24 protein-coding genes and 1 tRNA gene are annotated in these 23,917 nt (G+C 63.2%); 12 read left to right on the top strand and 13 right to left on the bottom strand.

The genetic code is table 11. From position 1 onward, the window contains the following. Positions 1–44 precede the first annotated feature (44 nt). The 7 genes from rplT to cysQ form a co-directional block, all read right to left on the bottom strand. Entirely contained in the window at positions 45–395 is a 351-nt protein-coding gene (gene rplT, locus DOM33_RS01170; protein WP_110665079.1) for a 50S ribosomal protein L20, read from the bottom strand. Positions 396–431: 36 nt separating this feature from the next. Next, entirely contained in the window at positions 432–626 is a 195-nt protein-coding gene (gene rpmI, locus DOM33_RS01165) for a 50S ribosomal protein L35 (RefSeq protein WP_110665077.1), read from the bottom strand. 87 nt (positions 627–713) lie between these two features. Continuing rightward, a complete protein-coding gene (gene infC / locus DOM33_RS01160; protein WP_110665074.1) occupies positions 714–1,253 on the bottom strand; it encodes a translation initiation factor IF-3 in 540 nt (179 codons plus the stop codon). 34 nt (positions 1,254–1,287) lie between these two features. Next, complete coding sequence (gene thrS, locus DOM33_RS01155; protein WP_110665072.1) at positions 1,288–3,198, bottom strand: threonine--tRNA ligase; 1,911 nt, start codon at positions 3,196–3,198, stop codon at positions 1,288–1,290. 290 nt (positions 3,199–3,488) lie between these two features. Further along, positions 3,489–4,370, bottom strand: coding sequence for an OmpA family protein (locus DOM33_RS01150; RefSeq protein WP_110665070.1), 882 nt, complete (start codon positions 4,368–4,370; stop codon positions 3,489–3,491). Positions 4,371–4,727: 357 nt separating this feature from the next. Then, positions 4,728–5,195 carry a DUF2489 domain-containing protein gene (locus tag DOM33_RS01145; RefSeq protein WP_162617849.1) on the bottom strand — a complete coding sequence of 156 codons (468 nt, stop codon included), beginning with the start codon at positions 5,193–5,195 and terminating at the stop codon, positions 4,728–4,730. Between the two features lie 76 nt (positions 5,196–5,271). After that, positions 5,272–6,075: a 3'(2'),5'-bisphosphate nucleotidase CysQ gene (gene cysQ / locus DOM33_RS01140; protein ID WP_110665065.1), complete on the bottom strand. Its 804-nt coding sequence runs from the start codon at positions 6,073–6,075 to the stop codon at positions 5,272–5,274. A gap of 215 nt (positions 6,076–6,290) precedes the next feature. Between cysQ and DOM33_RS01135 the strand changes: the two genes are divergently transcribed. The 4 genes from DOM33_RS01135 to DOM33_RS01120 all read left to right on the top strand — a co-directional run bounded on the left by DOM33_RS01135 (position 6,291) and on the right by DOM33_RS01120 (position 9,195). After that, positions 6,291–7,751 carry an SLC13 family permease gene (locus tag DOM33_RS01135; protein WP_110665063.1) on the top strand — a complete coding sequence of 487 codons (1,461 nt, stop codon included), beginning with the start codon at positions 6,291–6,293 and terminating at the stop codon, positions 7,749–7,751. Positions 7,752–7,922: 171 nt separating this feature from the next. Then, positions 7,923–7,999, top strand: a tRNA-Pro gene (locus tag DOM33_RS01130). A 105-nt stretch (positions 8,000–8,104) separates the two neighbouring features. Beyond that, on the top strand, positions 8,105–8,470 hold the full coding sequence (locus DOM33_RS01125; RefSeq protein WP_110665061.1) for a CidA/LrgA family protein: 366 nt from the start codon (positions 8,105–8,107) through the stop codon (positions 8,468–8,470). Beyond that, on the top strand, positions 8,467–9,195 hold the full coding sequence (locus DOM33_RS01120; protein WP_110665059.1) for an LrgB family protein: 729 nt from the start codon (positions 8,467–8,469) through the stop codon (positions 9,193–9,195). Before DOM33_RS01125 ends, DOM33_RS01120 begins: the two co-directional genes overlap by 4 nt. Before the next feature lie 27 nt (positions 9,196–9,222). On the opposite strand, the gene DOM33_RS01115 is transcribed toward DOM33_RS01120, so the two are convergent. Beyond that, the gene (locus DOM33_RS01115) at positions 9,223–9,777 is read right to left on the bottom strand and encodes a KdsC family phosphatase (protein ID WP_110665057.1); all 555 of its coding nucleotides are present in this window, start codon (positions 9,775–9,777) and stop codon (positions 9,223–9,225) included. Beyond that, a complete protein-coding gene (gene kdsA, locus DOM33_RS01110) occupies positions 9,777–10,622 on the bottom strand; it encodes a 3-deoxy-8-phosphooctulonate synthase (protein ID WP_110665054.1) in 846 nt (281 codons plus the stop codon). The genes DOM33_RS01115 and kdsA overlap by 1 nt, the downstream gene beginning before the upstream one ends. A 220-nt stretch (positions 10,623–10,842) precedes the next feature. Here kdsA and DOM33_RS01105 point away from each other — a divergent pair, with 220 nt between their 5' ends. From DOM33_RS01105 to guaD, 7 genes are all read left to right on the top strand, one after another. Further along, positions 10,843–12,351 carry a DNA-3-methyladenine glycosylase 2 family protein gene (locus tag DOM33_RS01105; protein ID WP_110665053.1) on the top strand — a complete coding sequence of 503 codons (1,509 nt, stop codon included), beginning with the start codon at positions 10,843–10,845 and terminating at the stop codon, positions 12,349–12,351. Next, complete coding sequence (locus tag DOM33_RS01100; RefSeq protein ID WP_110665051.1) at positions 12,348–12,899, top strand: methylated-DNA--[protein]-cysteine S-methyltransferase; 552 nt, start codon at positions 12,348–12,350, stop codon at positions 12,897–12,899. Before DOM33_RS01105 ends, DOM33_RS01100 begins: the two co-directional genes overlap by 4 nt. Positions 12,900–13,064: 165 nt before the next feature. Further along, positions 13,065–13,472: a winged helix-turn-helix domain-containing protein gene (locus DOM33_RS01095; protein ID WP_110665049.1), complete on the top strand. Its 408-nt coding sequence runs from the start codon at positions 13,065–13,067 to the stop codon at positions 13,470–13,472. 107 nt (positions 13,473–13,579) lie between these two features. Next, a complete protein-coding gene (gene modA, locus DOM33_RS01090) occupies positions 13,580–14,374 on the top strand; it encodes a molybdate ABC transporter substrate-binding protein (protein WP_110665047.1) in 795 nt (264 codons plus the stop codon). A gap of 5 nt (positions 14,375–14,379) precedes the next feature. Continuing rightward, on the top strand, positions 14,380–15,075 hold the full coding sequence (gene modB / locus DOM33_RS01085; RefSeq protein WP_110665046.1) for a molybdate ABC transporter permease subunit: 696 nt from the start codon (positions 14,380–14,382) through the stop codon (positions 15,073–15,075). Continuing rightward, positions 15,072–16,226, top strand: a complete 1,155-nt coding sequence (gene modC / locus DOM33_RS01080; protein ID WP_239495221.1) for a molybdenum ABC transporter ATP-binding protein — start codon at positions 15,072–15,074, stop codon at positions 16,224–16,226. Before modB ends, modC begins: the two co-directional genes overlap by 4 nt. 683 nt (positions 16,227–16,909) lie before the next feature. Then, positions 16,910–18,220 (top strand): guanine deaminase, encoded by a 1,311-nt coding sequence (guaD, locus tag DOM33_RS01075; RefSeq protein ID WP_110667406.1) that lies wholly within the window; start codon positions 16,910–16,912, stop codon positions 18,218–18,220. A 48-nt stretch (positions 18,221–18,268) separates the two neighbouring features. Here guaD and DOM33_RS01070 read toward each other — a convergent pair whose 3' ends face one another. Then, positions 18,269–19,198, bottom strand: a complete 930-nt coding sequence (locus tag DOM33_RS01070; protein ID WP_110665042.1) for a hydroxymethylglutaryl-CoA lyase — start codon at positions 19,196–19,198, stop codon at positions 18,269–18,271. Then, positions 19,195–20,442, bottom strand: coding sequence for a CaiB/BaiF CoA transferase family protein (locus DOM33_RS01065; protein ID WP_110665041.1), 1,248 nt, complete (start codon positions 20,440–20,442; stop codon positions 19,195–19,197). The genes DOM33_RS01070 and DOM33_RS01065 overlap by 4 nt, the downstream gene beginning before the upstream one ends. Before the next feature lie 212 nt (positions 20,443–20,654). Between DOM33_RS01065 and DOM33_RS01060 the strand changes: the two genes are divergently transcribed. Then, a complete protein-coding gene (locus tag DOM33_RS01060; protein WP_110665039.1) occupies positions 20,655–21,572 on the top strand; it encodes a LysR substrate-binding domain-containing protein in 918 nt (305 codons plus the stop codon). A gap of 103 nt (positions 21,573–21,675) precedes the next feature. Here the strand turns inward: DOM33_RS01060 and DOM33_RS01055 are convergent, their stop codons facing one another. Both DOM33_RS01055 and DOM33_RS01050 read right to left on the bottom strand, forming a co-directional pair. Then, positions 21,676–23,079 carry a mannose-1-phosphate guanylyltransferase/mannose-6-phosphate isomerase gene (locus DOM33_RS01055; protein WP_110665037.1) on the bottom strand — a complete coding sequence of 468 codons (1,404 nt, stop codon included), beginning with the start codon at positions 23,077–23,079 and terminating at the stop codon, positions 21,676–21,678. A 491-nt stretch (positions 23,080–23,570) separates the two neighbouring features. Continuing rightward, positions 23,571–23,843 carry a hypothetical protein gene (locus DOM33_RS01050; RefSeq protein ID WP_338053801.1) on the bottom strand — a complete coding sequence of 91 codons (273 nt, stop codon included), beginning with the start codon at positions 23,841–23,843 and terminating at the stop codon, positions 23,571–23,573. Positions 23,844–23,917: the final 74 nt, after the last annotated feature.

Here is a 23,917-nt window from a genome sequence, read left to right as displayed (position 1 = left end):
ATAGCACGTGTCGCCTGGTGACCCAGGCAACGCGCCGGACGCGTTTACGCAGCCTTGGCTTTCTCGACGAGGGCCGTAAAAGCGGCTTTCTCGTGGACGGCCAGATCGGCCAGCACTTTGCGGTCGATCTCGATACCCGCCTGCTTCAGCCCGGCAATGAAACGGCTGTAGGACATGCCGTTGTTGCGAGCTGCCGCATTGATACGGGTGATCCAGAGTGCGCGAAACTGACGCTTACGCTGGCGGCGGTCGCGGTACGCGTACTGACCAGCTTTGATGACGGCCTGTTTGGCAACGCGGAAGACGCGCGAGCGCGCTCCGTAGTAGCCCTTGGCCTGCTTCATGACTTTCTTATGACGGCGACGTGCAACGACGCCACGCTTGACGCGGGACATAGCTTTCTCCTGACGTTAAAAAATGACGACCAAGGGTCAGAGGTTGGGCAGCATGCGCGTGACCAGCTGCTTATCGGCAGCGTGGATCTGCTTCATGCCACGCAGCTGACGCTTACGCTTGGTGGACTTTTTGGTCAGGATATGACTACGAAAAGACTGCTTGTGCTTGAAGCCATTGGCGGTCTTCTTGAAGCGCTTGGCAGCGCCACTATTGCTTTTCACTTTCGGCATGAGTTGAACTCCACTCTGCTTTTTTAGGAAACCCGAGGCCGAATGGGCCGGACTATGCCGACCCATCCCGTTCGACTTGCCCGCGGATCACTTCTTCTTAGGCGCCAGGATCATGATCATCTGCCGACCTTCCATCTTCGGAAAGGATTCGACAGCTGCCATGTCTTCGAGATCGTTGGCAATCCGTTCCATCAGCTTACGACCGATGTCCTGGTGAGCCATTTCGCGACCTCGAAAACGCAGCGTGACCTTGCCCTTGTCGCCAGCTTCAAGAAAGCGAATCAGATTCTTCAGCTTGACCTGATAGTCGCCTTCGTCAGTACCAGGTCGGAACTTAACTTCCTTGACCTGGATCTGTTTGGTCTTCTTCTTCTGAGCGGACTTTTGCTTCTTCTGCTCGAAGAGGAATTTGCCGTAATCCATGATCTTGCAGACGATTGGATCGGCATTGGAAATCTGCACGAGATCCATGCCCACCTCTTCGGCTCGCTGCAGCGCGTCCTGCATGGGAACTACGCCAACCTGCTCGCCTTCACTATCGATGAGACGAACTTCGTCTGCCCGGATACGGTCATTGATGGGCGCACGCTTTTCCTGAGGACGCCCGCGCTGATTATTTCGCTTGATCGTTAGATCTCCATCTGGCGATTAACGTTGCTGCCTAGTGTTGATCTCGGCGATTCGCTCGATGGAGCTCCTCGAGGAGCGCGTCGATCGATAGCGAGCCCAGATCTTCACCAGTTCGAGTGCGCACGGCGACGGCACCCGACTCGATCTCCTTGTCTCCCACTACGAGGAGGTAGGGAATCTTCTGCAGCGTATGCTCACGGATTTTAAAGCCGATCTTCTCATTCCTCAAGTCCGCTTCTACCCGGAAGCCCGCTTCACGTAGGCGTTTCAACAGGTTTTCGGCGTATTCGCGCTGCGAATCCGTGATGTTGAGGACGACGGCCTGAACCGGCGAGAGCCAAAGCGGCAGCGCGCCGGCATAGTGCTCGATGAGGATACCGATGAAACGCTCCATCGATCCGACGATAGCCCGGTGCAGCATGACCGGCACCTGGCGTGAGCCGTCCTCGGCGACATACTGCGCGCCGAGCCGATCGGGCATCATGAAATCGACCTGCATGGTGCCAACCTGCCACTCGCGTCCCAGACAGTCCTTCATGTGATATTCGATCTTGGGCCCGTAGAACGCACCTTCGCCCGGCAGCTCTTCCCAAGCGACATCGCAGTTGCCCAGCGCCGATCGCAACGCACCTTCGGCGCGATCCCAGTTCTCGTCGCTACCCAGGCGCTTCTCCGGGCGCAGCGCGATCTTGACGGCAATGTCATCGAAGCCGAAGTCACCGTAGACCTTGAGCGCCTGACGATGAAAAGCGGCCACTTCCGATTCCACCTGCTCTTCGGTACAGAAAATGTGACCATCGTCTTGCGTGAAAGCGCGGACTCGCATGATGCCATGGAGGGCGCCTGACGGCTCGTTACGGTGACAGCCACCGAATTCGCCATAGCGCATCGGCAATTCTCGATAGCTACGAAGCCCAGAATTGAATACCTGGACATGCCCCGGGCAGTTCATCGGCTTGAGCGCGTATTCACGCTTCTCGGACTCGGTGAAGAACATGTTCTCGGCATAGTTGTCCCAATGCCCCGATTTCTTCCAGAGCGAGACATCCATGATCTGCGGGCACTTGATCTCCTGGTAGCCACCGACTTTGTACACATTGCGCATGTACTGCTCGACGGCCTGCCACAGCGTCCAGCCACGCGGGTGCCAGAACACCATGCCGGGAGCCTCTTCCTGCATGTGGAAGAAGTCGAATCGACGCGCCAGTTTCCGATGATCACGCTTCTCGGCTTCCTCCAAGCGCTGGAGGTAGGCCTTGAGCGCTTTCTTGTCGGACCAGGCAGTACCATAGATGCGCGTCAGCATTGGCTTGGAGGCGTCCCCTCGCCAGTAGGCACCCGCCAACTTAGTGAGCTTGAACGCTTTCAGATGACGCGTATTGGGAACGTGTGGCCCCCGGCACATGTCGATATATTCTTGGTGGTGGTATAGCCGGATCGTGTCGCCCTCGGCAATCCCCTCGACGATCTCCTGCTTGTAGATCTCGTCTCGCGCGCTGAAGGTTTCGAGCGCTTTGGACTTGCCCACATATTCACGTACGACATCGTAATCCTGGTCGATCAGCGCCTTCATCCGAGACTCGATCGCTTCTAACTCTTCGGAAGAGATGGAGGTCCCGAAGTCGACGTCGTAATAAAAACCATTTTCGATGACCGGGCCAATTGCCATCTTGGCCGACGGGTAGAGCTGCTTGATCGCGTGCCCCAGCAGGTGGGCACAGGAATGGCGAATGACGTCCAGCCCTTCTGGGTCACGAGCGGTAACGATAGCAACGTCGGCATCGCGATCGATCATGTCCGCCGCATCGACTTCGACACCGTCGATCTTGCCCGCGACGCAGGCTTTGGCAAGGCCGGGGCCAATCGACTCGGCCAGTTGCATGATACTGAGTGGCGCGTCGAAAGTTCTCTGAGTGCCGTCCGGCAGGGTCACGATAGGCATGCATCAATCCTTACGCTCAGTGGTGGTCTCTACCAAGGATCACTTGAGCTCATATAGGGCGAATTCACCTTCCAGACGAACTCGCATACGGGCGAGTCGCGTTGCTCGAAAGGCGCAAAGGAGTTCGCGGGGCACGGCAGGCCACGCAGGCTGGCAAGCGTATCAGCGCAGTTGGAGGTTTACCAATGCACGTCGACGGGCCGGCGGCTAGGTTAGGCAGCAAAAAGGAGAGGTATAAAAAAGGGCGCCCTAGGGCGCCCTTTTGATTCACATCGTGAAGCGAGGAGTGATTATTCCCACTCACCCATTTCGACACGACGGTTCTGCGCACGGCCTTCGGCGGTGTCGTTGGTAGCGATCGGCTGCTCTTCACCGTAACCGATGGTCGTGATGTTGCCGCCGTTGAAGCCCTTGTTGACCAAGTAGGCTTTGACGGAATCAGCACGACGCTGCGACAGCTCCTTGTTGTAGGCATCCGGACCGATTGAGTCGGTGTGGCCTTCAAGACGGATGCGGAGCTGGTCGTTGGACATCAGCTTCTCGGAAACGCCATCCAGAATGGATTCAGCGTTTGCAGTCAGCTGTGCGGAGTCGAACTCGAAGTTGACGTCACGCAGGATGAGGTCTTCTTCACAGCCCAGCGAGTTCACTTCGGCACCGGCCGGCGTGTTCGGGCACTGGTCCTGGTAGTCCGGCACGCCATCACCGTCGGAGTCCAGCGGGCAGCCTTGCGCGTTGACTTCAACGCCGGCCGGAGTACCCGGGCACTGGTCCATGTAGTCCGGCACGCCGTCACCGTCGGTGTCCAGCGGGCAGCCTACCGCGTCAACTGCAACGCCAGCCGGCGTGTTCGGGCACTGATCGCGATCGTCCGGCACGCCGTCGCCATCGCTATCGAGGACGTCGGAACCGTAATCGGCGCACAGCAGTGCACCGGCGGTTGCGCCAGCAACGCCACCGATTGCCGCGCCAGTGTCTTCGTCGGAACTGCCGCTGGTCGCATAACCCAGACCGCCGCCAATCAGGCCGCCAGCAACGCCACAGACGAACGGCGAGTTGTACCACGCCTGATCGGACGAGCTACCGGTGGATTCCATGCCGGAACTGGCACAACCAGAAAGACCGACTACCAGAGCAGAACCCAGTAGCAGGCCAGTCGTTGATTTTTTCATGTAAGACTCCTTCTTAACACAGCGCTAGTCGTAACGGGCGTTACCCAGCGGCTTCGAGTATAGAAGCCGAATTCGTTGGGAGAAAGGCTTTCTCTCTCGCGACGACAAAGAAATCTTGAACGATGAATTTGCTCACCATTTCAAGCCTCGGCCAATGTTCCCATCGCCCTTTCTTTGCAGCTCTATAACAGCATTGTCGATTCCACTGCGGGTTGCAACCCGAGTCGGGAAACACTGTTCTCTTTTAGCACTCTTTCGAGAATTGGCAAAGCTTATTGAAGAAAAGTTGCCCGCTTTGCCTAGTTTCAAATGGAGGCGTCGCCTGTGGGCGATGCCTCTACCCGTATGTCTTGCTGGCTATTGCTTAGGCGAATCAAAAGCCAGAGCGGCGAAGTCCTGATCAAAAACGCCGCGCTGTCGCCATTCGTGACATAGCGTGCTCAAGGCAAGCGCGCCCCTCTCGAGAGATCCCGCATATTCGTCGGCGATGGCCTGGCGCGCCCGATCCTCTCGATAGCGCTGGCGCGGCGACAGGTCGTGCCTGGCCTGATGGGTCTTGAGATGCGCAGCCCGCTCCTGAACCGTGGCAAAAACCTGTAGCGACTCTTTTTGCACGAGACGTGTATCGATGATGTCGAGCAACACACGACAGCGAAGCGCTCCCTCGACGGGATCGACTTGGCCACCGACCATCGCATTGGCGATCGCTTCCAGACTATCGACGCAGTTTCGATTCGCCCGCACCACTTCATCGCGGCTGAACGCCTCACGGCGCCGTACCTCCCGCCAAAGCCGCCGTGCGTACCAGGCCAACCCGGCCAGCACGCAGACTCCCGCGGCCGTCATCATCACCATAATTGCAGTGGACATGATCTCGATCGCCTTCTGATCAGTGTGAACCTCAACGCGTCGCCGACCCGGTCCGTGACGCTTTCCAGGCCTCGCGCCAGGCGCCATCGAGCCTAGCACAGGCGACGAACCCCGGATTGAGCAGCGACGCCTTGGCGTTGTAACGAAGCGGCGCCCAATCGTGACTATCGACGAGTGCGCCACCCGCGCCTTCCAGAACCGCTTGCGCCGCCGCCGTATCCCATTCACTCGTCGGGCCGAATCGCGGATAAAGGTCCGCTCGGCCGTCGGCGATCAGACAGCACTTCAACGAACTTCCCAGCGTCATCACACGCGCTCCGGGAATGGCGTCGATCAGATGCTGCGTGCGCGCTCCTCGATGAAAACGGCTCACGACGACGCGCGTGGGCTGCTCGGCCGCGACACGGATGGGCGCCCACCCAGCATCGGGCGCCGCTTGATACCAAGCCCCCTCGTCCGGACGGCCGAGCCACACCTCCTGCGATCGTGGCTTCTCGACAACCCCCAGGACCGGTCGATGACGATGAATGAGTGCCACGTTGACCGAGTACTCATCGGAACCCCGAATGTACTCCTTGGTACCGTCCAGCGGATCGATCAGCCAGTAAGTGCTCCACTGGCTGCGCGTAAGCCAGGGTACCGACGCCGACTCCTCGGATAGTACCGGCCAACTTTGGCCACCCAGACGCGCAAGGCCTTCGGCTAGGCAAGTGTGAGCAGCGATGTCTGCCGCCGTTACCGGACTATCGTCCGCCTTGAGTTGGGTAGCCATCTGCGAACGTGCGATCTCCTCGATCGCTGCGCCCGCCTGACGACAAAGCGCGACGATTGCCATCGACAGTGATTCGAGAGAAGTCGGAAGAGCGTGGTCTCGATGATGTAACACGCAGCGCTAACTCCAGAACGACGCGGTACCGACCGGTGATCGGCGCGCGAGATGAGAGGCCAAACCCTATTAGACCAAAGACTAACATGCGAGCCGCCGACGCCGCCGGGCACTTCCGTAGAATATCCACACCCCACTTTTCTCGCGAACAAGGATCGACTGCTATGACTGAAGCGACCGATACGGCCAACGCGCCACCCTCGAAGGCCGCCAGAGTGGGCCTGATACTGGGTCCGGTGTGGATACTCATCACCCAGCTACTGCCAGCCCCGGCAGGCATGGAACCGGCAGCCTGGCACTGCGTCGGTCTCGCCCTGCTGCTCGCCACGTGGTGGGCCACCGAAGCCATTCCCATTCCCGCGACCTCGCTGCTACCGATTCCTCTCGCCCCCGCGCTCGGCATCGCCGATCTCGAAAGCACGGCGGCAAGCTATGCCAACCCCACGATTTTTCTCTTCCTCGGGGGCTTTCTGCTGGGTCTGGCGATGCAGCGATGGAACCTCCACCGCCGCATTGCCCTCAAGATCCTGACTCTGGTCGGTCAGAAGCCGAAGCAGCAGATCGGCGGCTTCATGCTCGCCACGGCCTTCATCAGCATGTGGGTATCCAATACCGCGACCGCCATCATGATGTTGCCGATCGGCATGTCAGTCGTATCGCTGTTCACCAGCGACGACGATCGTGAAGTGAAACGCTACGCGACGGCACTGCTGCTGGCGATCGCCTACTCGGCAAGCATCGGCGGTATCGCCACACTCATTGGCACGCCACCGAACGCCATTCTCGCCGGCTATCTCTCCAGCGAGCAGGATATCGAACTCGGTTTTGCCCAGTGGATGGTGGTCGGCCTGCCCGTGAGCATCGCCATGCTCGCCGTCGCCTGGTGGTGGCTGACGCGCCAGCACTTCAACCTCGAGCTCGATTCCAGCGAGGGTGAAGGTGACGTCATCGGCAGCGAGCTACGCAAGCTGGGTAAGCTCAGCCAGGCGGAGGCTCGCGTCGGCATCGTCTTTCTGCTGGCAGCGGTAGCGTGGGTCACACGCCCGCTGCTCAACGACCTCGGCATCGCCTGGCTCTCCGACACCGCGATCGCGCTGCTGGCGGGCGTCGCGCTGTTTCTCATTCCCAGTGGCAACGAACGTCATCGCCCGCTGATGCTGTGGGAAGATGCCAAAGAGTTGCCGTGGGGCATTCTGCTGCTTTTCGGTGGCGGTCTCGCTCTAGCGGGTTCCATCAGTAGCTCGGGACTCGCCGACTGGATCGCCGCACAGCTGAGCATCTTCGGTGTACTGCCGCTGATTCTGCTGATCGGGGCGATTGCCATGGTCATCATCTTCCTCACGGAGCTGACGTCCAACACTGCCACCGCCGCGGCTTTTCTGCCGCTATTGGGGGCGCTGGCGCTCTCTCTCGACGTCGACCCGCTGCTGATCACGGTTCCGGCGGCCATTGCGGCCAGCTGCGCGTTCATGATGCCGGTGGCGACGCCGCCCAACGCGATCGTCTTCGGCACGGGCCACCTGAAGATTCAATCGATGATTCGTGCCGGATTTCTGCTCAACGTGGTGGGAATGGTGTTCGTGACCCTCATCACCATGACCCTGATCGAGTGGCTCTGGCTCTAGTGCATCGCCACGAGTGCGTTTCGCCCGGTTCGATCACCGGGCGAACGTCGAGTCGGCGTCGCGGCCCGAGCGGGTTGCGCAACTCATTGAAAAAAAGCCTAAACGCACGCTTTTCATTTTCCCGAACCCACGGTAATATACGCTGCGTTTCGCGGAGACCCGTGAACGAATCGGAGCGTGGCGCAGCTTGGTAGCGCGCTGCAATGGGGTTGCAGAGGTCGCAGGTTCGAATCCTGTCGCTCCGACCAGATAGAGAAAGGGCCATCGATTTCATCGATGGCCCTTTCGTTCGTTTGGCCCTCCCTCACCGTCGGTCACACCCTGTTATCGCGTCACGCCGGAGTCTCGATCTCATGTCACTGATCGTCGGAATGAGCATTCTGCTGGGATGTCAGTTCCTGGGTGAAGTCATCGGTCGCGCGTTCGCCCTGCCGATACCGGGACCCGTGCTGGGCATGGTGATCCTGCTGCTCGGCCTGCTGGTGCGCGGTAGCGTACCCGCCGGGCTACGCAGCATGGGCGAGGGACTGCTGAAATACCTGACCCTGCTCTTCGTTCCCGCGGGCGTCGGCCTGATCGAACATTTCGACTTGATCGGGCGCGAATTCGCCATTCTGATCGTGACCCTGGTCGCCTCCTCGGCGATCACGCTGCTGGTGACCAGTCAGACGCTGAAACTGTTCGCCCGGCGCCATCATGACAATGAGACACCACGATGAACGATCTCGGCCTCGGTGACGTCTGGGTCTACCTCTCGGCGAGTCCGCTGCTGCATCTGCTCGCCACGCTCGTCGCGTTTCTCATCGCCCTGCGGATCAATCGCCTGGCCGGCGGCAGCCCGGTTCTTCACCCGGTGATCGTCGCAATCGCCCTGTTGATCGGCTTTCTCACACTGACGAAAACCGACTACCCGACCTATTTCGCGGGCGCACAGTTCCTGCATTTTCTACTCGGCCCTGCGACCGTGGCGCTGGCGATCCCGCTCTACGACCATCGCGAACGGGTGCGTCGCATGCTAGTGCCGATCATGGTCGGCACGCTCACCGGAGTGACGACCGCCATCGTGTCGGCCGTCGGTATTGCGCTCGCCCTGGGGGCGGGCCGGCAGACCGCGCTGACCCTGGCGCCGAAATCGGTCACCTCACCCATCGCCATGGGAATCGCCGAAAAGATCGGCGGCATTCCTTCGCTCGCCGCGGGCCTCGTGCTGCTCACCGGGGTCATCGGCTGCATTCTGGCGCCGTGGATCTTTCGCTGGACGCGAATCACCGACCCGACCATTCGCGGCTATACCCTGGGACTTTCCGCCCACGGCTTCGGCACCGCCCACGCCTTCGCCAACTACGGTGCCGTCGCCGGCGCGTTCTCGGGGTTGGCGATGGGTCTTTCCGGTCTCGTCACCGCCTTTCTGTTGCCGCCGGTCGTTCACCTTCTCGGCCTGTAGCGTGGCCACGCGCGCCCCCGCTGGCGCTCACTGCACCAGTGACAGCAGGGCGTCATCGTCGTCGATCAGGTGTCCGTACATGTCGGCGAGATCGAGACCGCGAGCCGCCAGCAGATCCTCGGCCACTTCGCGGGCGACGCCACGGCCGCCAGCCCGGGTGCAGACGATATCCGCGGCATCGCGCACCAGCGGATGGGCATCGCTGGGCGCATAGGCGACACCCACTCGCCGCATCACGGGAATGTCGATGACGTCGTCACCGACGAAACCGATACGCGATGGCGCAAAGCCCGTGCTCTCGACGATCTGCGACAGCGCATCGAGCTTGCGCTGAAAGCCGGTCTTGATGACGTCCATCCCGAGCTGGTTCGCCCGCGTCAACAGTGGCGCGCTCGACTTCGCCGAGAGCACGCCACTGCGAATGCCGTGATGGCGCAGCAGACCGACCGCCAGACCGTCCTGCACGTTGAACGGCTTGAGCGCCTCGCCCTCGGGACCAATGAGCAGCGTGCCGTCGGTGAGCACGCCGTCGACATCGAACAGAATCAGCGCAAGCTCGGCGCGATGGTCCAGGCGGGCCATCAGCGAATCTCGACCGGGGCGAAACCCTTCACCAGATCGTCGACCGCCTTGATCTGCGCCAGGAAAGGCTCGAGCTTGTCCAGCGGTAGCGCACTCGGGCCGTCGCAGCGCGCCCGGTCCGGGTCGGCGTGAGCCTCGAGAAAAAGACCCGCCAGACCAACGGCCATGCCCGCCCGGGCGAGTTCGAGCGCCTGCTGACGGCGTCCGCCGGAAGCCTCGCTGGTCGCGTCACGCCGCTGCAGGCTATGCGTCACATCGAAAATCACCGGCGCCTGCTGACTCGCCGCCATCATCTCGCGGAAACCGAGCATGTCGACGACCAGATTGTCGTAGCCGAAGCAGGTACCCCGCTCGCACAGCACGATCTGTTCGTTGCCCGCCTCGGCGCACTTGTCCACGATGTTCTTCATCTGCCCGGGACTCAGGAACTGAGGCTTTTTCACGTTGATGGGGCGTCCGGTTCGCGCCATGGCGACGACCAGATCCGTCTGTCGGGCCAGAAAGGCGGGAAGCTGAAGGATATCCGCGACTTCGGCCACGGGCACGGCCTGCTCGATCTCATGCACGTCGGTGATCACGGGTACGCCGAACTCGCGCTTCACGGCATCGAGCAACTCAAGCCCTTCTTCCAACCCCACGCCACGGAAGGAGTGGATCGACGAGCGGTTGGCCTTGTCGAAGCTCGCCTTGAACACGTACGGAATACCCAGCCTGCGGGTCACGTCGACGTAGGCTTCGCACGCCTTGAGCGTGCTGTCTCGATCCTCCAGCACGTTGATACCGCCGAACAGCGTGAACGGTCGGTCATTGGCTACCGGGATACCGGCTATGGAAACGGACTTCATCGCGCCACCTCGGATCAATGCTTACGGTTCGAATGCGCGGAACGCGGTCCGGCATCGTTTTCGCCCGCGAGTATCCCCAAAAACGGTAGCCGTCTCCAGTTCGACACCGGCGACGAGGGGGAGCGCGTGGTGAACGTCGATTGCCGAATCCGGCGAGACGCCGGCATGGAGCGCGCTACACTGGGCCCACGCGCATCGCGCTCGGTCAGGAATCCCCGTCATGTCACAGTCGCCGGCCACGCCGCATTCGATATCCCCTGGGGCCGCAGCCGCTTGCGCCTCGGCGCGCGGCGCGCCCGACAGCCGCATCGGTGCCGGGTGTGTCAGCGGGCTGACGTCGGCCGAGTGTCGCCGCGCCCGCTTGGCGCGAGACGCGCGTTTTGACGGGCGATTCTTCGTCGGGGTCAGCACGACCGGCATCTTCTGCCGGCCGATCTGCCCGGCAACGCCGCCTCAGGAGCGCCACGTGCGTTACTTCGACAGCGCTATTGCCGCGGCCGGCGCGGGGTTCCGGCCCTGCCTACGCTGCCGCCCCGACAGCGCCCCCGGCTCCTGCGCCTGGCGCGGCGTGGAGACAACCCTCGCCCGCGCGCTCCACCTGATCAACGAAGGCGCCCTGCAGCGCGACGGTATCGGTGAACTCTGCACGCGCCTGGGGATCGGTGACCGCTATCTTCGCCATCTCTTTCAGCAGCATTTTGGAGTATCGCCCAAGGCCTATGCCCTCTACCGTCAATGTCTGTTCGCCAAACAACTGCTTCATCAGACGACGCTTCCCGTCGCTCGCATCGCCTATGCGAGCGGCTTTGCAAGCCTTCGCCGCTTCAACGACGCTTTCAAACGCCAAATGACACTTGCTCCGACCGACATCCGCCGCCACGCCCGAGGCAGCGATGCCTTGACCCTCAAACTCGCCTACCGGCCGCCCTACGCCTGGGAGCGGTTGCGGCATTTCCACCGGCTACACGTGATCGACGGTCTGGAGTGGATCGACGAACACGCCTATGGCCGAACGCTGCGCTGGGGCGAGGTCACCGGCGAGTTCACCGCCGTGCACGTGCCGGAGCACCACCGCTTCGATGTCACCGTCACGCTCGACGATCTGGAGGGGCTCGAATCGATCGTTCAGCGCATTCGTCAGGTGCTCGATCTGGACGCCGATATCGCGACCATCGAAGATCACCTGCAGTCGGCCCTGCCGACGTTCGCCCTGCATTCCGGCTTACGGATTCCCGGACTCTGGGACGCATTCGAGGCGGGCGTGCGCGGCATTCTCGGCCAGCACGTCTCCATCGCCGCGGCGACCCGCCTGATCCAGAAACTGGTGGATGAATTGGGCGGCCGTGATGGGGCGGAGGGAGCCTCCTCACCGAGCGACCCGCAGCGCTCCGCGCGTCGTTACTTTCCGACCCCGGCCGCCGTCGCCGCCAGCGATCTGGCCTTTCTCGGTATGCCCGCTAGCCGTCGGGAGACGCTGATCCGCTTTGCGAAGGCCTACCGCGATGGCGACATCAGTGACGACGCCGACACCTGGACGCAGCTGAAAGGCATCGGCCCCTGGACGGCTGCCGTCGCTCGCTTTCGCGGATTCAACGATCCGGACGTCTGGCTTGCCGGTGACGTGGGCATCAAGCGCGCGCTCGCCAAGCTGGAGACGCCGATCAATCCCGCCTCGGCGTCCCCCTGGCGCAGCTATCTCACCCTTCAGCTCTGGAATGCCGTGATATGACCCCGTCGCCGACAGCGCCGTCCCACCTTCTCGTCGACTTAGACGACTCGCGGTCGTCGAATGCCACCGACGATGCCGTGGCGCTCGACTACTATCAGCCTGCCATCGATGTCTGGCCCGGCGCGCTGGAGATCCAGGCCGACACTGGCGGTATCACACGGATCGCGTTCGTTTCTCGGGCGCCAGCCGTCATCCGACCGAGTGAGACCACGCGGGAGTGCATCCGCCAGCTACAAGCCTACTTCGCTGGCGAGCTTCAGCGTTTCGAGCTTCCCCTCGCGCCCAGGGGGACGGATTTCCAGCAGCGAGTGTGGCATGCACTCGCCACCATCCCCTGGGGCGAGACGCGCAGCTACCGCGAGCTGGCCGTCGCCATCGACCGACCCACCGCCTCCCGCGCCGTCGGCATGGCCAACGGCCGCAACCCGCTTGCCATCGTCGTGCCGTGCCATCGGGTCATCGGCACCAACGGCACGCTCACCGGCTATGCCGGCGGGCTCGAGCGCAAACGCTGGCTGCTCCAGCACGAAGGATGGCGACAACCGTAGACGTGAGGCCTACCGCGCCGTCCGCCCGAAGGGGTTTCCCTGGGCCAGGCCCATCGCGTGCGCGGCCGAATGACGCCACGCTCGCTGCATTCTGCCCGCATCCGACGCTCGCACTGGCGGCGCTAAAACGCCATTTTCCGTTCACCCAATTTCTTCGGCGACCCGATGACGCAACCGCGCCCTTCACCACCCCGCCTGCAGCTGCGACTCACCCTCGATGGCGATGTCGCCGTCGGCCCGGGCAAGATTGCCCTGCTGGAAGCGATCGAGCGACACGGCTCGATCGCCGCGGCCTGTCGCGAGATGAGACTGAGCTACAAGAAGGCCTGGCAGCTGATCGAGACCATGAATCGCCACCTCGAGAATCCCGTTCTCGAAACGCGGGCCGGTGGTAGCCAGCGTGGCGGGGCCGTCGTCACGCCGACCGGTCGGGCGTTGATCGCCCGCTACCGCGCCCTGCTCGATAAGGTGACCGAGCTGGCCGAAGCCGAGCAGCTTCTGATGCTATTGGCCTCTTCCGAGTCACGCGGTGACGTCGAGGACGCTCGACCTGACGAGGCTCCGCAAAGCTGAGTCGGCATGAACATACCGACGAGACGGCGAATCTGTCCTCGACCGATAACGCGTGGCTGGCTATAGTGCTGTCCGCTATTTCCACTCATACATAGCGGGAACTCGGCATGTCCACTCTTGGTTTTGCTTCTACGCGACTGGCAGCGTTCACTCTGACCGCTTTGACGCTCGCCGCGCCCCTTCCGGCCATGGCGACAGCGCCGGTTCAGGTGTATGCCGCCGCCTCGCTGACCGACGCCATGGATAGCGCCATCGCCCGCTACGAGTCGGATCACGACGTCGACGTCGTTCCCGTCTACGCCTCCTCCTCGACGCTGGCGCGCCAGATCGCCAACGGCGCACCGGCAGCGATCTATCTCTCTGCCAACGAGCAGTGGATGGACTGGCTGGCGGATCAAGGAGTGGCGATGCGCGAGCGCGTCGACCTGCTGAAGAATCGTCTGGTGCTGATAGCTCCGCAGGACAGCGATCTCGACGCCGTCGCGCTCGACGGTAGTCAGCAGTTGGTGGCGCTGCTCGGCGGCGACCGCCGCCTTTCCGTCGGCGATACCGACCACGTGCCCGCCGGCATCTATGCCAGGCAGGCGCTCGAGTCTCTGGACCAATGGACGACGCTCGCACCACGCCTGGCCAATGCCGACAACGTGCGTGCCGCCCTGGCGCTGGTCGAGCGTCACGAAGCGCCGCTGGGCATCGTCTATCGGACCGACGCCACGGCAAGCGAGGCCGTGAAGACACTCGGCACCTTTCCCGAGGACACGCACGATGCCATCACTTATCCCATGGCAATCGTCACCGACGAGCCAAGTGCGGCGACCGAGGCGTTTCGTGCCTGGCTCGCCGGTGACACGGCGCGATCGATCTTTGCCGACTACGGCTTCGCGCCGGTCGCGGCCGACTGACGCCGGTGCTCTCCGACGCCGAATGGCAGGCGATCGCGCTCAGCCTCAAGATCGCCGGTAGCGCCGTGGCCGGCATTGCAATACCCGGCATTGCCGTGGCGTGGCTGCTGGCACGGCGCGAGTTTCGGGGCAAAGCGCTGCTCGATGGGCTGATCCACCTGCCGCTGGTGCTGCCGCCGGTCGTCGTCGGCTACTTGCTGCTGCTCTCGCTGGGGCGCAGCGGCTGGCTGGGGCAGTGGCTCCTGAAGACGTTCGGCATATCGCTACCGTTTACCTGGCAGGGTGCTGCGGTAGCCGGCGGCGTCATGGCGTTTCCGCTACTGGTGCGAGCGGTGCGGCTGTCGCTGGAAGCGGTCGACCCCAAGCTCGAAGCCGCGGCGAGCACGCTGGGTGCCAATCGAATTCGGGTACTTTTCACCATCACGCTGCCGCTGGCGATACCGGGGCTGCTCACCGGCACGGTGCTGGCGTTCGCCCGTGCCCTATCGGAGTTCGGCGCTACCATCACCTTTGCCTCCAATATTCCGGGCGAGACGCGCACGTTGCCGCTGGCCCTCTACACCCTGATTCAGACCCCGGGCAAGGAGGACGCCGCCGCCAGGCTCTGCGTGATCTCCATCGTGATCGCCATGGTGTCGCTGATCGCCTCCGAATGGCTGGCCCGACGCGCACGTCAGCGGCTGCAGGAGCGCGACCTGTGACTGACTCTCACGGCTCGAACACGGGCGCCGCGAAGATCGACAGCAAGAATAACGGGGATGCGGCGATACCGAACGCGCTCTCCTGCGATGTGCGCAAGCGTCAGGGCGACTTCTCCCTCGATGTCTCCCTCGACGTGCCGGCCAGTGGCGTGACCGCCCTCTTCGGCCCCTCGGGCAGCGGCAAAACGACACTGCTGCGCTTGATCGCGGGGCTCGATCGCCCGGACAGCGGCCGCGTGACCCTCGGCGACCGGGTGCTGGCGGATACGAGGAGCGGTACGCATCGCCCCGTCCACCGACGCGGGCTCGGCGTCGTGTTCCAGGAAGCGCGACTCTTTCCCCATTACCGCGTGCGCGGCAACCTGACCTACGGTATGCCGCGACAGAGCGATTCGCGGTTCGACGATCTGGTCGCGCTGCTGGGTATCGAGCCGCTTCTCGAGCGCATGCCGGGCATGCTCTCCGGCGGTGAGGCCCGGCGAGTGGCGATCGGGCGGGCTCTGCTCACGCGACCGCGACTGCTATTGATGGACGAGCCACTCACGGGGCTCGACGGCGAACGCAAGCGGGAGCTGCTTCGCTATCTGGTGCGGCTGACGCGTGAGATCGACATCCCAGTGGTCTACGTCAGCCACGACCCGGCCGAGATCACCGCCATCGCCGACCATCTGGCCGTCATGGAGCGCGGCAGACTCGCTGCCTACGGCGAGCTCGATACGCTCATGCTCCAGCTCGATTTGACTCGACGCTTGGGCGGCTTCGAGGCTGCAACGCGCCTGGCGGTCACCGTGCTCTCTCATGACCCCCACTATGCGCTTACCGACGTTGGCCTGGATGACGGCCAGCGCCTGCGGGTGCCCCTGCTCGATCTACCGCCCTCGCATCGCACCTGGCTGCGTATCGGCGTTCGCGACGTCGCCCTGGCCACCCGAATGCCACGCGATACCAGCTATCGAAACGGCCTCATCGCGCAGATCGAGGCGATGGCCGCTTCGAATCATGAGCCGAGCGCCATGGAGCTGCGACTTCGCGTCGGCGACCAGCGACTGCGAGCCCGCCTGACACGCCAAGCCTGCGACGAAATGCAGCTCGAGGTTGGCCAGACGGTTCTCGCACTCATTCGTAGCGTATCGTTCGACGACGCAGTTTGAATGTTATCAATTAGTTGTCTAGTTCAATTCCTCGAAACTTTTCAAAGGTAACTTTTTGTATTATCTGCAGCTTGAAGACATTTCTTATTAGCGAGTTTGATTCGTCAGCGTTTACAATGCGCACCAGGAGACCGGCCAGCAGGGAAGCGGCCTCACGGACGAGGCACGGTAGCGCAGGATTACCGTCAAGGATGGCGTCCAGGGATAGACGATCGTACGCGAAACGGATTTCGCCGGACGCTCAGGAAGAGGCTCGACGGGATGTCGAGTGCGAAAGGATTCGCTTCCGTATTGACCGCGAAGCAATGTTGAAACTTCGATTTTTCTCTCCCGCTATTTTTTTCTCCGCGCACTCACACTTCGATCAACCAGTTCGACAGTGATCGACACGCGCTGGTGCCTCGATCGACAGACTTCAACACCCCGATTGATCCGATCCAGTACTTCGCTCGACTCACTCTGCGGTCGCACGACTTTCACTATCGAGTGAGGTCGATTCCACTACCGCGAGTATGCCCACCCCCATACGTGACGCACCGTCTTTGGCCTTGCGCTCCGGTCCAGCAGCGACGCTCGCGGCCCACACCCCAAGGCATGAACGACCGGTGAGTTGACCCTCTCGTCGCTTGCTCCGATATTGAACGATCTTTCGTTCACCATTCCAGACTTTTCGGGCGCGCATGATGACGCAGCACACCCTACTTCGCGGACCGCTCTTCACCTGTCTCGACGACCCCGGCGAAGCGATCACCCCCGCCGCCGGCAGCACGCGCTACCTCGAAGACGGCGGCATCTGGATCGTCGACGGTCAAATCCATGCGGTCGATCCCTTTGCGACGCTCGCCGACCGGATCCCGCCGGAGGCGGCAATCGTCGACTATCGCGGCAAGCTGATGATGCCCGGCTTCATCGATAGCCACGTGCACTACGTACAGCTCGACGTCATGGCTTCCTACGGGCGGCAGCTACTCGACTGGCTCAACGACTACACCTTTCCCGCCGAATGCCGGTTCGCCGACGAGGCCTACGCGGGTGCCGCCGCCGAGCGCTTCCTCGACGAGCTCCTGCGTACCGGCACGACCACGGCGCAGGTTTTCTGTTCGTCGCATCCTGTGTCGGTGGACCGGTTCTTCGAGGCGAGCGCCCGCCGTCGCCTGCGCATGATCGCGGGCAAGGTACTGATGGATCGCAACGCGCCCGAAGAACTGACCGACGATACGCTCGGTGGCGTCCATGACAGCGAGCGACTGATCGCCGACTGGCACGGTCGTGACCGTCTCTCCTACACGCTGACACCGCGCTTCGCCCCGACATCGAGCCGTGAACAGCTCGATGCCGTCGGCGGCGTGCTGCGCAACGCCCCGGATCTTCATCTACAGACCCACCTGTCGGAGAATCGCGGCGAAATCGCCTGGGTCGGCGAACTCTTCCCGGAACGGCGAGACTATCTGGACGTCTACGAGTACTACGGGCTGGTGGGGCCGAAAAGCACGTTCGCTCACGGGGTCCATCTCGACGCCGACCAGCATCGCCGCCTGGCCGCGCAGGGTGCGAACGTCGCCTTCTGCCCGACGTCGAACCTCTTTCTGGGCAGCGGTCTGATGGACCGGCAGGCCTGTCGCGACGCCGGACTCGCCACTTCGCTCGCCAGCGACATCGGCGCCGGCACTTCGCTTTCGACGTTCGGTTCGTTGCAGGGCGCCTACCAGGTGGGTGCGCTGCTGGGTCAGGCGCTGACCGGCTGGCAAGGCTTCTACCAGGCAACGCTCGGTAACGCCCGCGCCCTCCGCCTCGATGACCGGATCGGCACGCTTCAACCCGGGCGAGAGGCGGACATCGTGGTGCTGGACCCGGATGCCACGCCGCTTCTCTCGCACAGGCTTTCCCGGACCGAGACGCTGGCCGAGCGACTCTTCGCACTGATGATGCTGGGAGATGACCGCACCGTGGCTGCCACCTGGGCCGACGGGCGCTGCGTGCATACGCGCTCATAGCGTCGCGCTTACCGGCCCGGCCTCGTCGCTTGTTGCGATGATATCCGGCTAGCGTCCCACGCCTGCCGGCTGCGGATAGCGCCTGTCGGCAGGGCCCGCTTTGACCACCTGCCCCGGCGTCTCGTGGCCGATCAGTCCGGGTAGCGTTTTCGAGGCGTCGATGAGCCGTTCGAGATCGACGCCGGTGTCGACGCCCATCCGGGCAAACAGGTGCACCAGGTCTTCACTGCAGATATTGCCACTCGCCCCCGGCGCATAAGGACAGCCACCCAGACCACCGAGAGCGGCATCGAAACGCGTGACCCCGCTCTGCCAGGCGGCCAGCGCGTTCGCCAAGCCCATGCCGCGGGTATCGTGGAAATGCAGCGTCAGCGGTAGCCAAGGCCAGCGGGAGAGTACCGCCTCGCAGCGCTCGGCGACCTGACGCGGGTCCGCGACGCCAGTGGTGTCGCACAGCGAAACGCCCTGAATCCCCAGCGCCAGCAGCCGCTCGACGAGCGTCAATACGCGCAAGGTGGACACGCTCCCCTCGAAGGGGCAGCCGAATGCCGTGGAGATGGCGGCATTGACGAACACGTCGCTACCGCGGGTGAGCGACACGATGTTGGCGAATCCCTCGAGCGACTGCGCCGCGGTCATACGCAGATTGGCCAAGCCGTGGCTGTCGCTGGCCGAGAGCACGAGGTTGAGTTCGTCGGCACGGCAGGCGAGTGCGCGCTCGGCGCCTTTCTCGTTGGGCACCAGCGCCACGTAGCCGACCCCGGGCAGGCGCTCGATGGTGTTCATGACCGCCTCGGCGTCATGCAGATTGGGAATCGCCCGGGGCGAAGTGAAAGACGTTGCCTCGATGCGCGCCACGCCGGTTCGCGACAGCGCATCGATCAGGCGTATCTTCTCCTGCGTGGGCACGAACGCCGCCTCGATCTGAAAACCGTCCCGCGGCGCCACCTCGTTGATCTCGACGGTGGCCACATTCATCGGATCACCCCGCGTTCGCGCATCTGTGCCTGCGTGTCACGATCGATGCCCAACTCGTCGAGCACCGCCTGGGTGTGTTCGCCAAGACTCGGGCCGGGGCCGTCGATGCGCCCGGGCGTCCGGCTCAGCTTGGGCAGTACCCCGGGCACCTTGAGTGAGTCGCCGTCGGCGAGGCGGATCGTCTCGATCATGTCGCGCGCAAGGTAGTGCGGATCGTCGACGATATCGCGTGCCGTGTAGGGGAAACCCACCGGTACCCGTGCCGCTTCCAGCGTCTCCAGGACCCTCGCACGCGAATGTCCGCGCGTCCACTCGCCGATGGCGGTGTCGATCTCGTCGGCATGCTGACTCCGACCGTCGTTGTGCGCAAACCGAGGGTCCATCGCCATGTCCTCGCGTCCGATCGCGGTCATCAGGCGTTTGAAGATACTGTCGCCATTGCCGGCGATGAGCACGTAGTCGCCGCCGCGACACGGATAGGCGTTGGAGGGAGTAATACCGGGCAGCGCGCTGCCGCTCGGTTCGCGGATGGTGCCGGCGGCGTCGAACTCGGGAATCAGGCTCTCCATCATGGCGAACACCGATTCGTAGAGCGCGACGTCGATGTACTGACCCTGGCCGCTACGGGTGCGTTCATGGAGTGCCAGCAGCGCACCGATGACGCCGTAGAGCGCCGAGAGCGAATCCCCGAGGCTCACGCCCACCCGCACCGACGGCGCGCCCGCCTCGCCGGTGAGATAGCGAAGCCCGCCCATGGCTTCGCCGATCACGCCGAATCCGGGGCGGTCGCGATAGGGCCCGGTCTGCCCGTAGCCGGAGATGCGTACCATGATCAGGCGCGGGTTGAGCGCGGTCAGCGTCTCCCAGCCCAACCCCCACTGTTCGAGCGTGCCGGGACGGAAATTCTCGATCACGATGTCCGCTTCGGCGGCCAGCCGGCGGGCGATCGCTTGCCCCTCTTCGCTTCGCAGGTCGAGCCCCAGCGAGCGCTTGTTGCGGGTCTGGACGTGCCACCAGAGAGACGTCCCCTCCTTGAGAAGGCGCCATTTGCGCAGCGGATCGCCCGTGCCGGGCGGCTCTATCTTGACGACATCGGCGCCGAATTCACCGAATAGCTTGGTCGCAAAGGGCCCGGCGATGAGCTGTCCCAGCTCGAGCACCTTGATGCCGGCGAGCGCCCCGGCGTTCGGGCTCGGGTCCTCGCTGCTAGGCGCTTCGCTTGCAGGCGTTTCGGTCGAAAACATCGCATCCCCCGGTCGAAATGAGGCTCGGCGACGCCGGCTCGGTAATCGCGAGCCAGCGACGCATCGCGGCGTCTCAAACTGACGCGCGGCGGGCACGGCGACAATCTGCCAATCGGCAACCTCGCCTTCGCCGATGACGAAAGCTGCGGTACGCTCGGCGCCAGACCGGGCGGTTGCGGCTGCCCGCCCCTTTTCCGGCGTGCGGACGAACGATGAAACGACTCGACTTCGTAACCCTGAGACTGTTCGTCGCGGTGGCGGACACCTGCAGTCTTACCGCCGCTGCGTCCCGTGAGCATCTGGCGCTGGCCTCGGTGAGCAAACGCATCAGTGATCTCGAGGATCAGCTGTCGACCCCCCTGCTCTATCGACGACCCCGAGGCGTCGAGCTGACGCCCGCGGGACAGGCGCTGTTGCACCACGCACGTCGGATGCTGGACAGTCTGGGTCACCTCACCGCGGATCTGAGCGAATACAGTATCGGCGTGCGCGGCCACGTGCGGATGCACGCCAACACGTCCGCGGTGATCGAGTTTCTGCCGGACGATCTCAGCGATTTCACACGTCGTTATCCGCAGATCCGCATCGACATGCGCGAGCGTCTCAGCCACGAGATCGTCACGGCCGTGCGTGACGGGCTGACCGACATCGGCATCTTTGCCAGCCACATCGCCCACGAGGGGATTGAAGCCTACCCCTATCACAGTGACCGGCTAGCGCTGGTGACGTCCCAGAATCATCCGCTGGCACGACGCGAGCGACTGCACTTCGCAGAAACGCTGGATCACGACTTCATCGGTCTGGAGCAGGATTCTTCGCTGCACGGCCTGCTGCAGGCGGATGCCCAGCGCCTAGGGCGAGGGTTACGTATGCGAATTCAGGTTCGCAGCTTCGAGGGGATCTGCCGAATGATCGATCGCGGCATGGGGGTCGGTATTCTGCCGGTACGGGCGGTCATGGCGTACCGCAACAGCCTGGCGTTGAAGGTAGTGGCGCTGGAGGACGCCTGGGCCGAACGCGACCTGGTCATCGGTACCCGCGGTTATGACGCTCTGCCACTCATCGCCCGCGAAATGGTGGATCACCTCATCGCCTGCCAGCGCCAGGGTCGGCATGCCGACGCGCCTTGATCCCGTGGCGACACGAGCGCCCGCTCGCTGACTCGATCACCCGTGCGGAAGCGGACCGGGCGGGCGCGTCAGTCGCCAAGGCCAGATGCCACAGGCGTGCGCGTCAGTCGCGATGATAAATATCGTCGTAGCGCTCGATATCATCCTCGCCAAGATAGCTGCCACTCTGGATCTCGATCAGCTCGAGTTGAATCTTGCCCGGGTTCTCGAGTCGGTGAACGACGCCCAACGGAATGTACGTCGACTGATTTTCCTCGAGCAGGAAAGTGTCGTCGCCGCGAGTGACCTGCGCCGTGCCGCGGACGACTACCCAGTGCTCGGCGCGATGGAAATGGCGCTGCAGAGAGAGCCGCGCGCCGGGGGCCACGCAGATCTGCTTGACCTGATAGCGCTCAGCGGCGTGGATCCCATCGTAGCTCCCCCAGGGGCGATGCACGCGGCGATGCTGGTCCCACTCGGGTCTCCCCTCCCGCTTGAGTCTCTCCGCGAGCGTCTTGACTGCCTGGGCAGACTGACGCGGGGCCACCATGACCGCATCCGGCGTCTCGACGATGAGCAGATCTCTCACCCCGACCGCCGCGACCAGACGGCTTTCGGCGTGAACGAGGCTGCCGCGCACGTCTTCGATCACCACGTCACCATCGACGGCGTTACCGGCGGCATCCTGGGTCGCGATCTCCCACAGCGACTCCCACGACCCCACGTCCGACCATCCCGCGTCGAGCGACACGACGCTCGCATCCGGGGTGCTTTCCATGACGGCGTAGTCGATCGACTCCGACTCACAGCGCTCGAACGCTTCGGCATCGAGACGCAGGAAGTCGAGATCCGCCGATCGTCCTTCCCACGCCGCCGCCACCGCCGAGAGCATCGCCGGGCGCGCTTGCGACAGCGCCGCCAGATAGCGATCCGCGCGCATCAGAAACATTCCGCTGTTCCAGAGGTGGCGACCGCCCTCGAGGTAGTGCTCGGCGACCTCGGCCTCGGGCTTTTCGACGAACCGAACGACGGGAACCGCCGCGCCTGTGACGGCGCTGTCCACCTCGATATAGCCGTAGCCGGTCTCGGCGCGGGTCGGCTTGACGCCGAAGGTCACGAGCCTGCCCGCGCGAGCGGCGGCCTCGGCAGGCTCGAGGGCGGCCAGCAGCGCCTCGGGGTGGGCAATGGCATGATCCGCCGGCAAGACCAGCAGCGTGGCCTCCTCGTCTTTCGCCAGCGCCGCCAGTGCCGCGACCGCGATGGCCGGCGCGGTATTGCGCATGGCGGGCTCGAGCACGATATCGGCACGCTGGCCGGCGGCGCGAAGCTGCTCGGCCACCAGGAATCGATGAGCCTCCTGGCAGACGACGATGGGGCCTCCCGTGGAGATGGGCATCAGACGCGCCAGCGTCTCCACGAGCATGCTCTGCTCGCCCACCACGGGCAGAAACTGCTTGGGATAGCTTGCCCGCGAGACGGGCCACAGTCGGGTGCCGGCGCCGCCGGCAAGTATCACGGGTATCAGCATGGCATCGCTCGCCTTCGCCGGGCAGTGAATGTCAGTTAGTCTGCGGGACGGCCCATCGTCTCCTGACGCGCTCGCCCCGGTGCTCTCATGCTACCGCGCTCGGTGGGCGCCTAGGCCGTTGGACGACATCGTGTTCAGGCCGTCGGAAGACACTGTGGCTAGAGACTGTGGTTAGAGAACAACGAAAGCCCACCAACGTTCAGCGGCTACCGCCCACGCGCGATCATGGCGCCAACTCGCTTCGACCCCCGGCCTCGAAATACCCTGCGTCAAACCACGCCAACCGGCGATCGACGAATCATACGGTCGATGTTGAAGCGCCTCGGATAGAGGATGAGCGATCCGGGCGAGCGAAGCCATCCCCCTGAAAAAGGGCGGCTATCGATGAGGACTTTTCCCAACACTTTTTATTATGCCGACTCACTCACCTGCGACGTCTCGTCGCAGTACAACGATATGAACGATGTCGGCTCACCGATTAAATAATGTTTTTAATCGAACTGATGATATTCGACGAGTGTCTCCACGAGGTCGCGCACTGCTTCTCGAGATAGCGCATATTCTTCCATCAATGCCAGCAACCGCGTTTCGAAGTCGACGGTTTCGGCCATTTCTGGCGCTGGCTGTGACGTCGAGCCGTCCATATCGCGAAGCGCCTGGGCAAAAGCATCGTCGAGTTCTCGAAACTTGCGGAGTTTTTCGCGTTCATCCATCTGGCGGGGTTTAGCGTAGCGTTCGTTCGCGGCCATAGCGTGAGAGTTCAAACCCTTTATCGGCGTGAAAGAGTCGCGGATACCGACACACAGAAGCGGTGACCGGAATATCGAATCCCCTGTGA

It is taken from the genome of Salinicola halophilus (assembly GCF_003206155.1).
Taxonomy (GTDB): Bacteria; Pseudomonadota; Gammaproteobacteria; order Pseudomonadales; family Halomonadaceae; genus Salinicola; species Salinicola halophilus.
Note: the sequence above shows the minus strand (reverse complement) of the source record. Positions and strands in the feature narration are given on the sequence as shown.

Excerpts from the sequence above, each read along its gene's own strand:
- cysQ (WP_110665065.1), bottom strand. The coding sequence starts at position 6,075 with ATGGCAATCGTCGCGCTTTGTCGTCAGGCGGGCGCAGCGATCGAGGAG.
- rpmI (WP_110665077.1), bottom strand. The coding sequence starts at position 626 with ATGCCGAAAGTGAAAAGCAATAGTGGCGCTGCCAAGCGCTTCAAGAAG.
- kdsA (WP_110665054.1), bottom strand. The coding sequence starts at position 10,622 with ATGAAGTCCGTTTCCATAGCCGGTATCCCGGTAGCCAATGACCGACCG.
- DOM33_RS01125 (WP_110665061.1), top strand. The coding sequence starts at position 8,105 with ATGTCACTGATCGTCGGAATGAGCATTCTGCTGGGATGTCAGTTCCTG.
- guaD (WP_110667406.1), top strand. The coding sequence starts at position 16,910 with ATGACGCAGCACACCCTACTTCGCGGACCGCTCTTCACCTGTCTCGAC.
- DOM33_RS01100 (WP_110665051.1), top strand. The coding sequence starts at position 12,348 with ATGACCCCGTCGCCGACAGCGCCGTCCCACCTTCTCGTCGACTTAGAC.
- DOM33_RS01115 (WP_110665057.1), bottom strand. The coding sequence starts at position 9,777 with ATGGCCCGCCTGGACCATCGCGCCGAGCTTGCGCTGATTCTGTTCGAT.
- DOM33_RS01070 (WP_110665042.1), bottom strand. The coding sequence starts at position 19,198 with ATGAATGTGGCCACCGTCGAGATCAACGAGGTGGCGCCGCGGGACGGT.
- rplT (WP_110665079.1), bottom strand. The coding sequence starts at position 395 with ATGTCCCGCGTCAAGCGTGGCGTCGTTGCACGTCGCCGTCATAAGAAA.
- DOM33_RS01135 (WP_110665063.1), top strand. The coding sequence starts at position 6,291 with ATGACTGAAGCGACCGATACGGCCAACGCGCCACCCTCGAAGGCCGCC.
- DOM33_RS01055 (WP_110665037.1), bottom strand. The coding sequence starts at position 23,079 with ATGCTGATACCCGTGATACTTGCCGGCGGCGCCGGCACCCGACTGTGG.
- DOM33_RS01105 (WP_110665053.1), top strand. The coding sequence starts at position 10,843 with ATGTCACAGTCGCCGGCCACGCCGCATTCGATATCCCCTGGGGCCGCA.
- modA (WP_110665047.1), top strand. The coding sequence starts at position 13,580 with ATGTCCACTCTTGGTTTTGCTTCTACGCGACTGGCAGCGTTCACTCTG.
- DOM33_RS01095 (WP_110665049.1), top strand. The coding sequence starts at position 13,065 with ATGACGCAACCGCGCCCTTCACCACCCCGCCTGCAGCTGCGACTCACC.
- thrS (WP_110665072.1), bottom strand. The coding sequence starts at position 3,198 with ATGCCTATCGTGACCCTGCCGGACGGCACTCAGAGAACTTTCGACGCG.
- DOM33_RS01120 (WP_110665059.1), top strand. The coding sequence starts at position 8,467 with ATGAACGATCTCGGCCTCGGTGACGTCTGGGTCTACCTCTCGGCGAGT.
- DOM33_RS01060 (WP_110665039.1), top strand. The coding sequence starts at position 20,655 with ATGAAACGACTCGACTTCGTAACCCTGAGACTGTTCGTCGCGGTGGCG.
- DOM33_RS01065 (WP_110665041.1), bottom strand. The coding sequence starts at position 20,442 with ATGTTTTCGACCGAAACGCCTGCAAGCGAAGCGCCTAGCAGCGAGGAC.
- DOM33_RS01150 (WP_110665070.1), bottom strand. The coding sequence starts at position 4,370 with ATGAAAAAATCAACGACTGGCCTGCTACTGGGTTCTGCTCTGGTAGTC.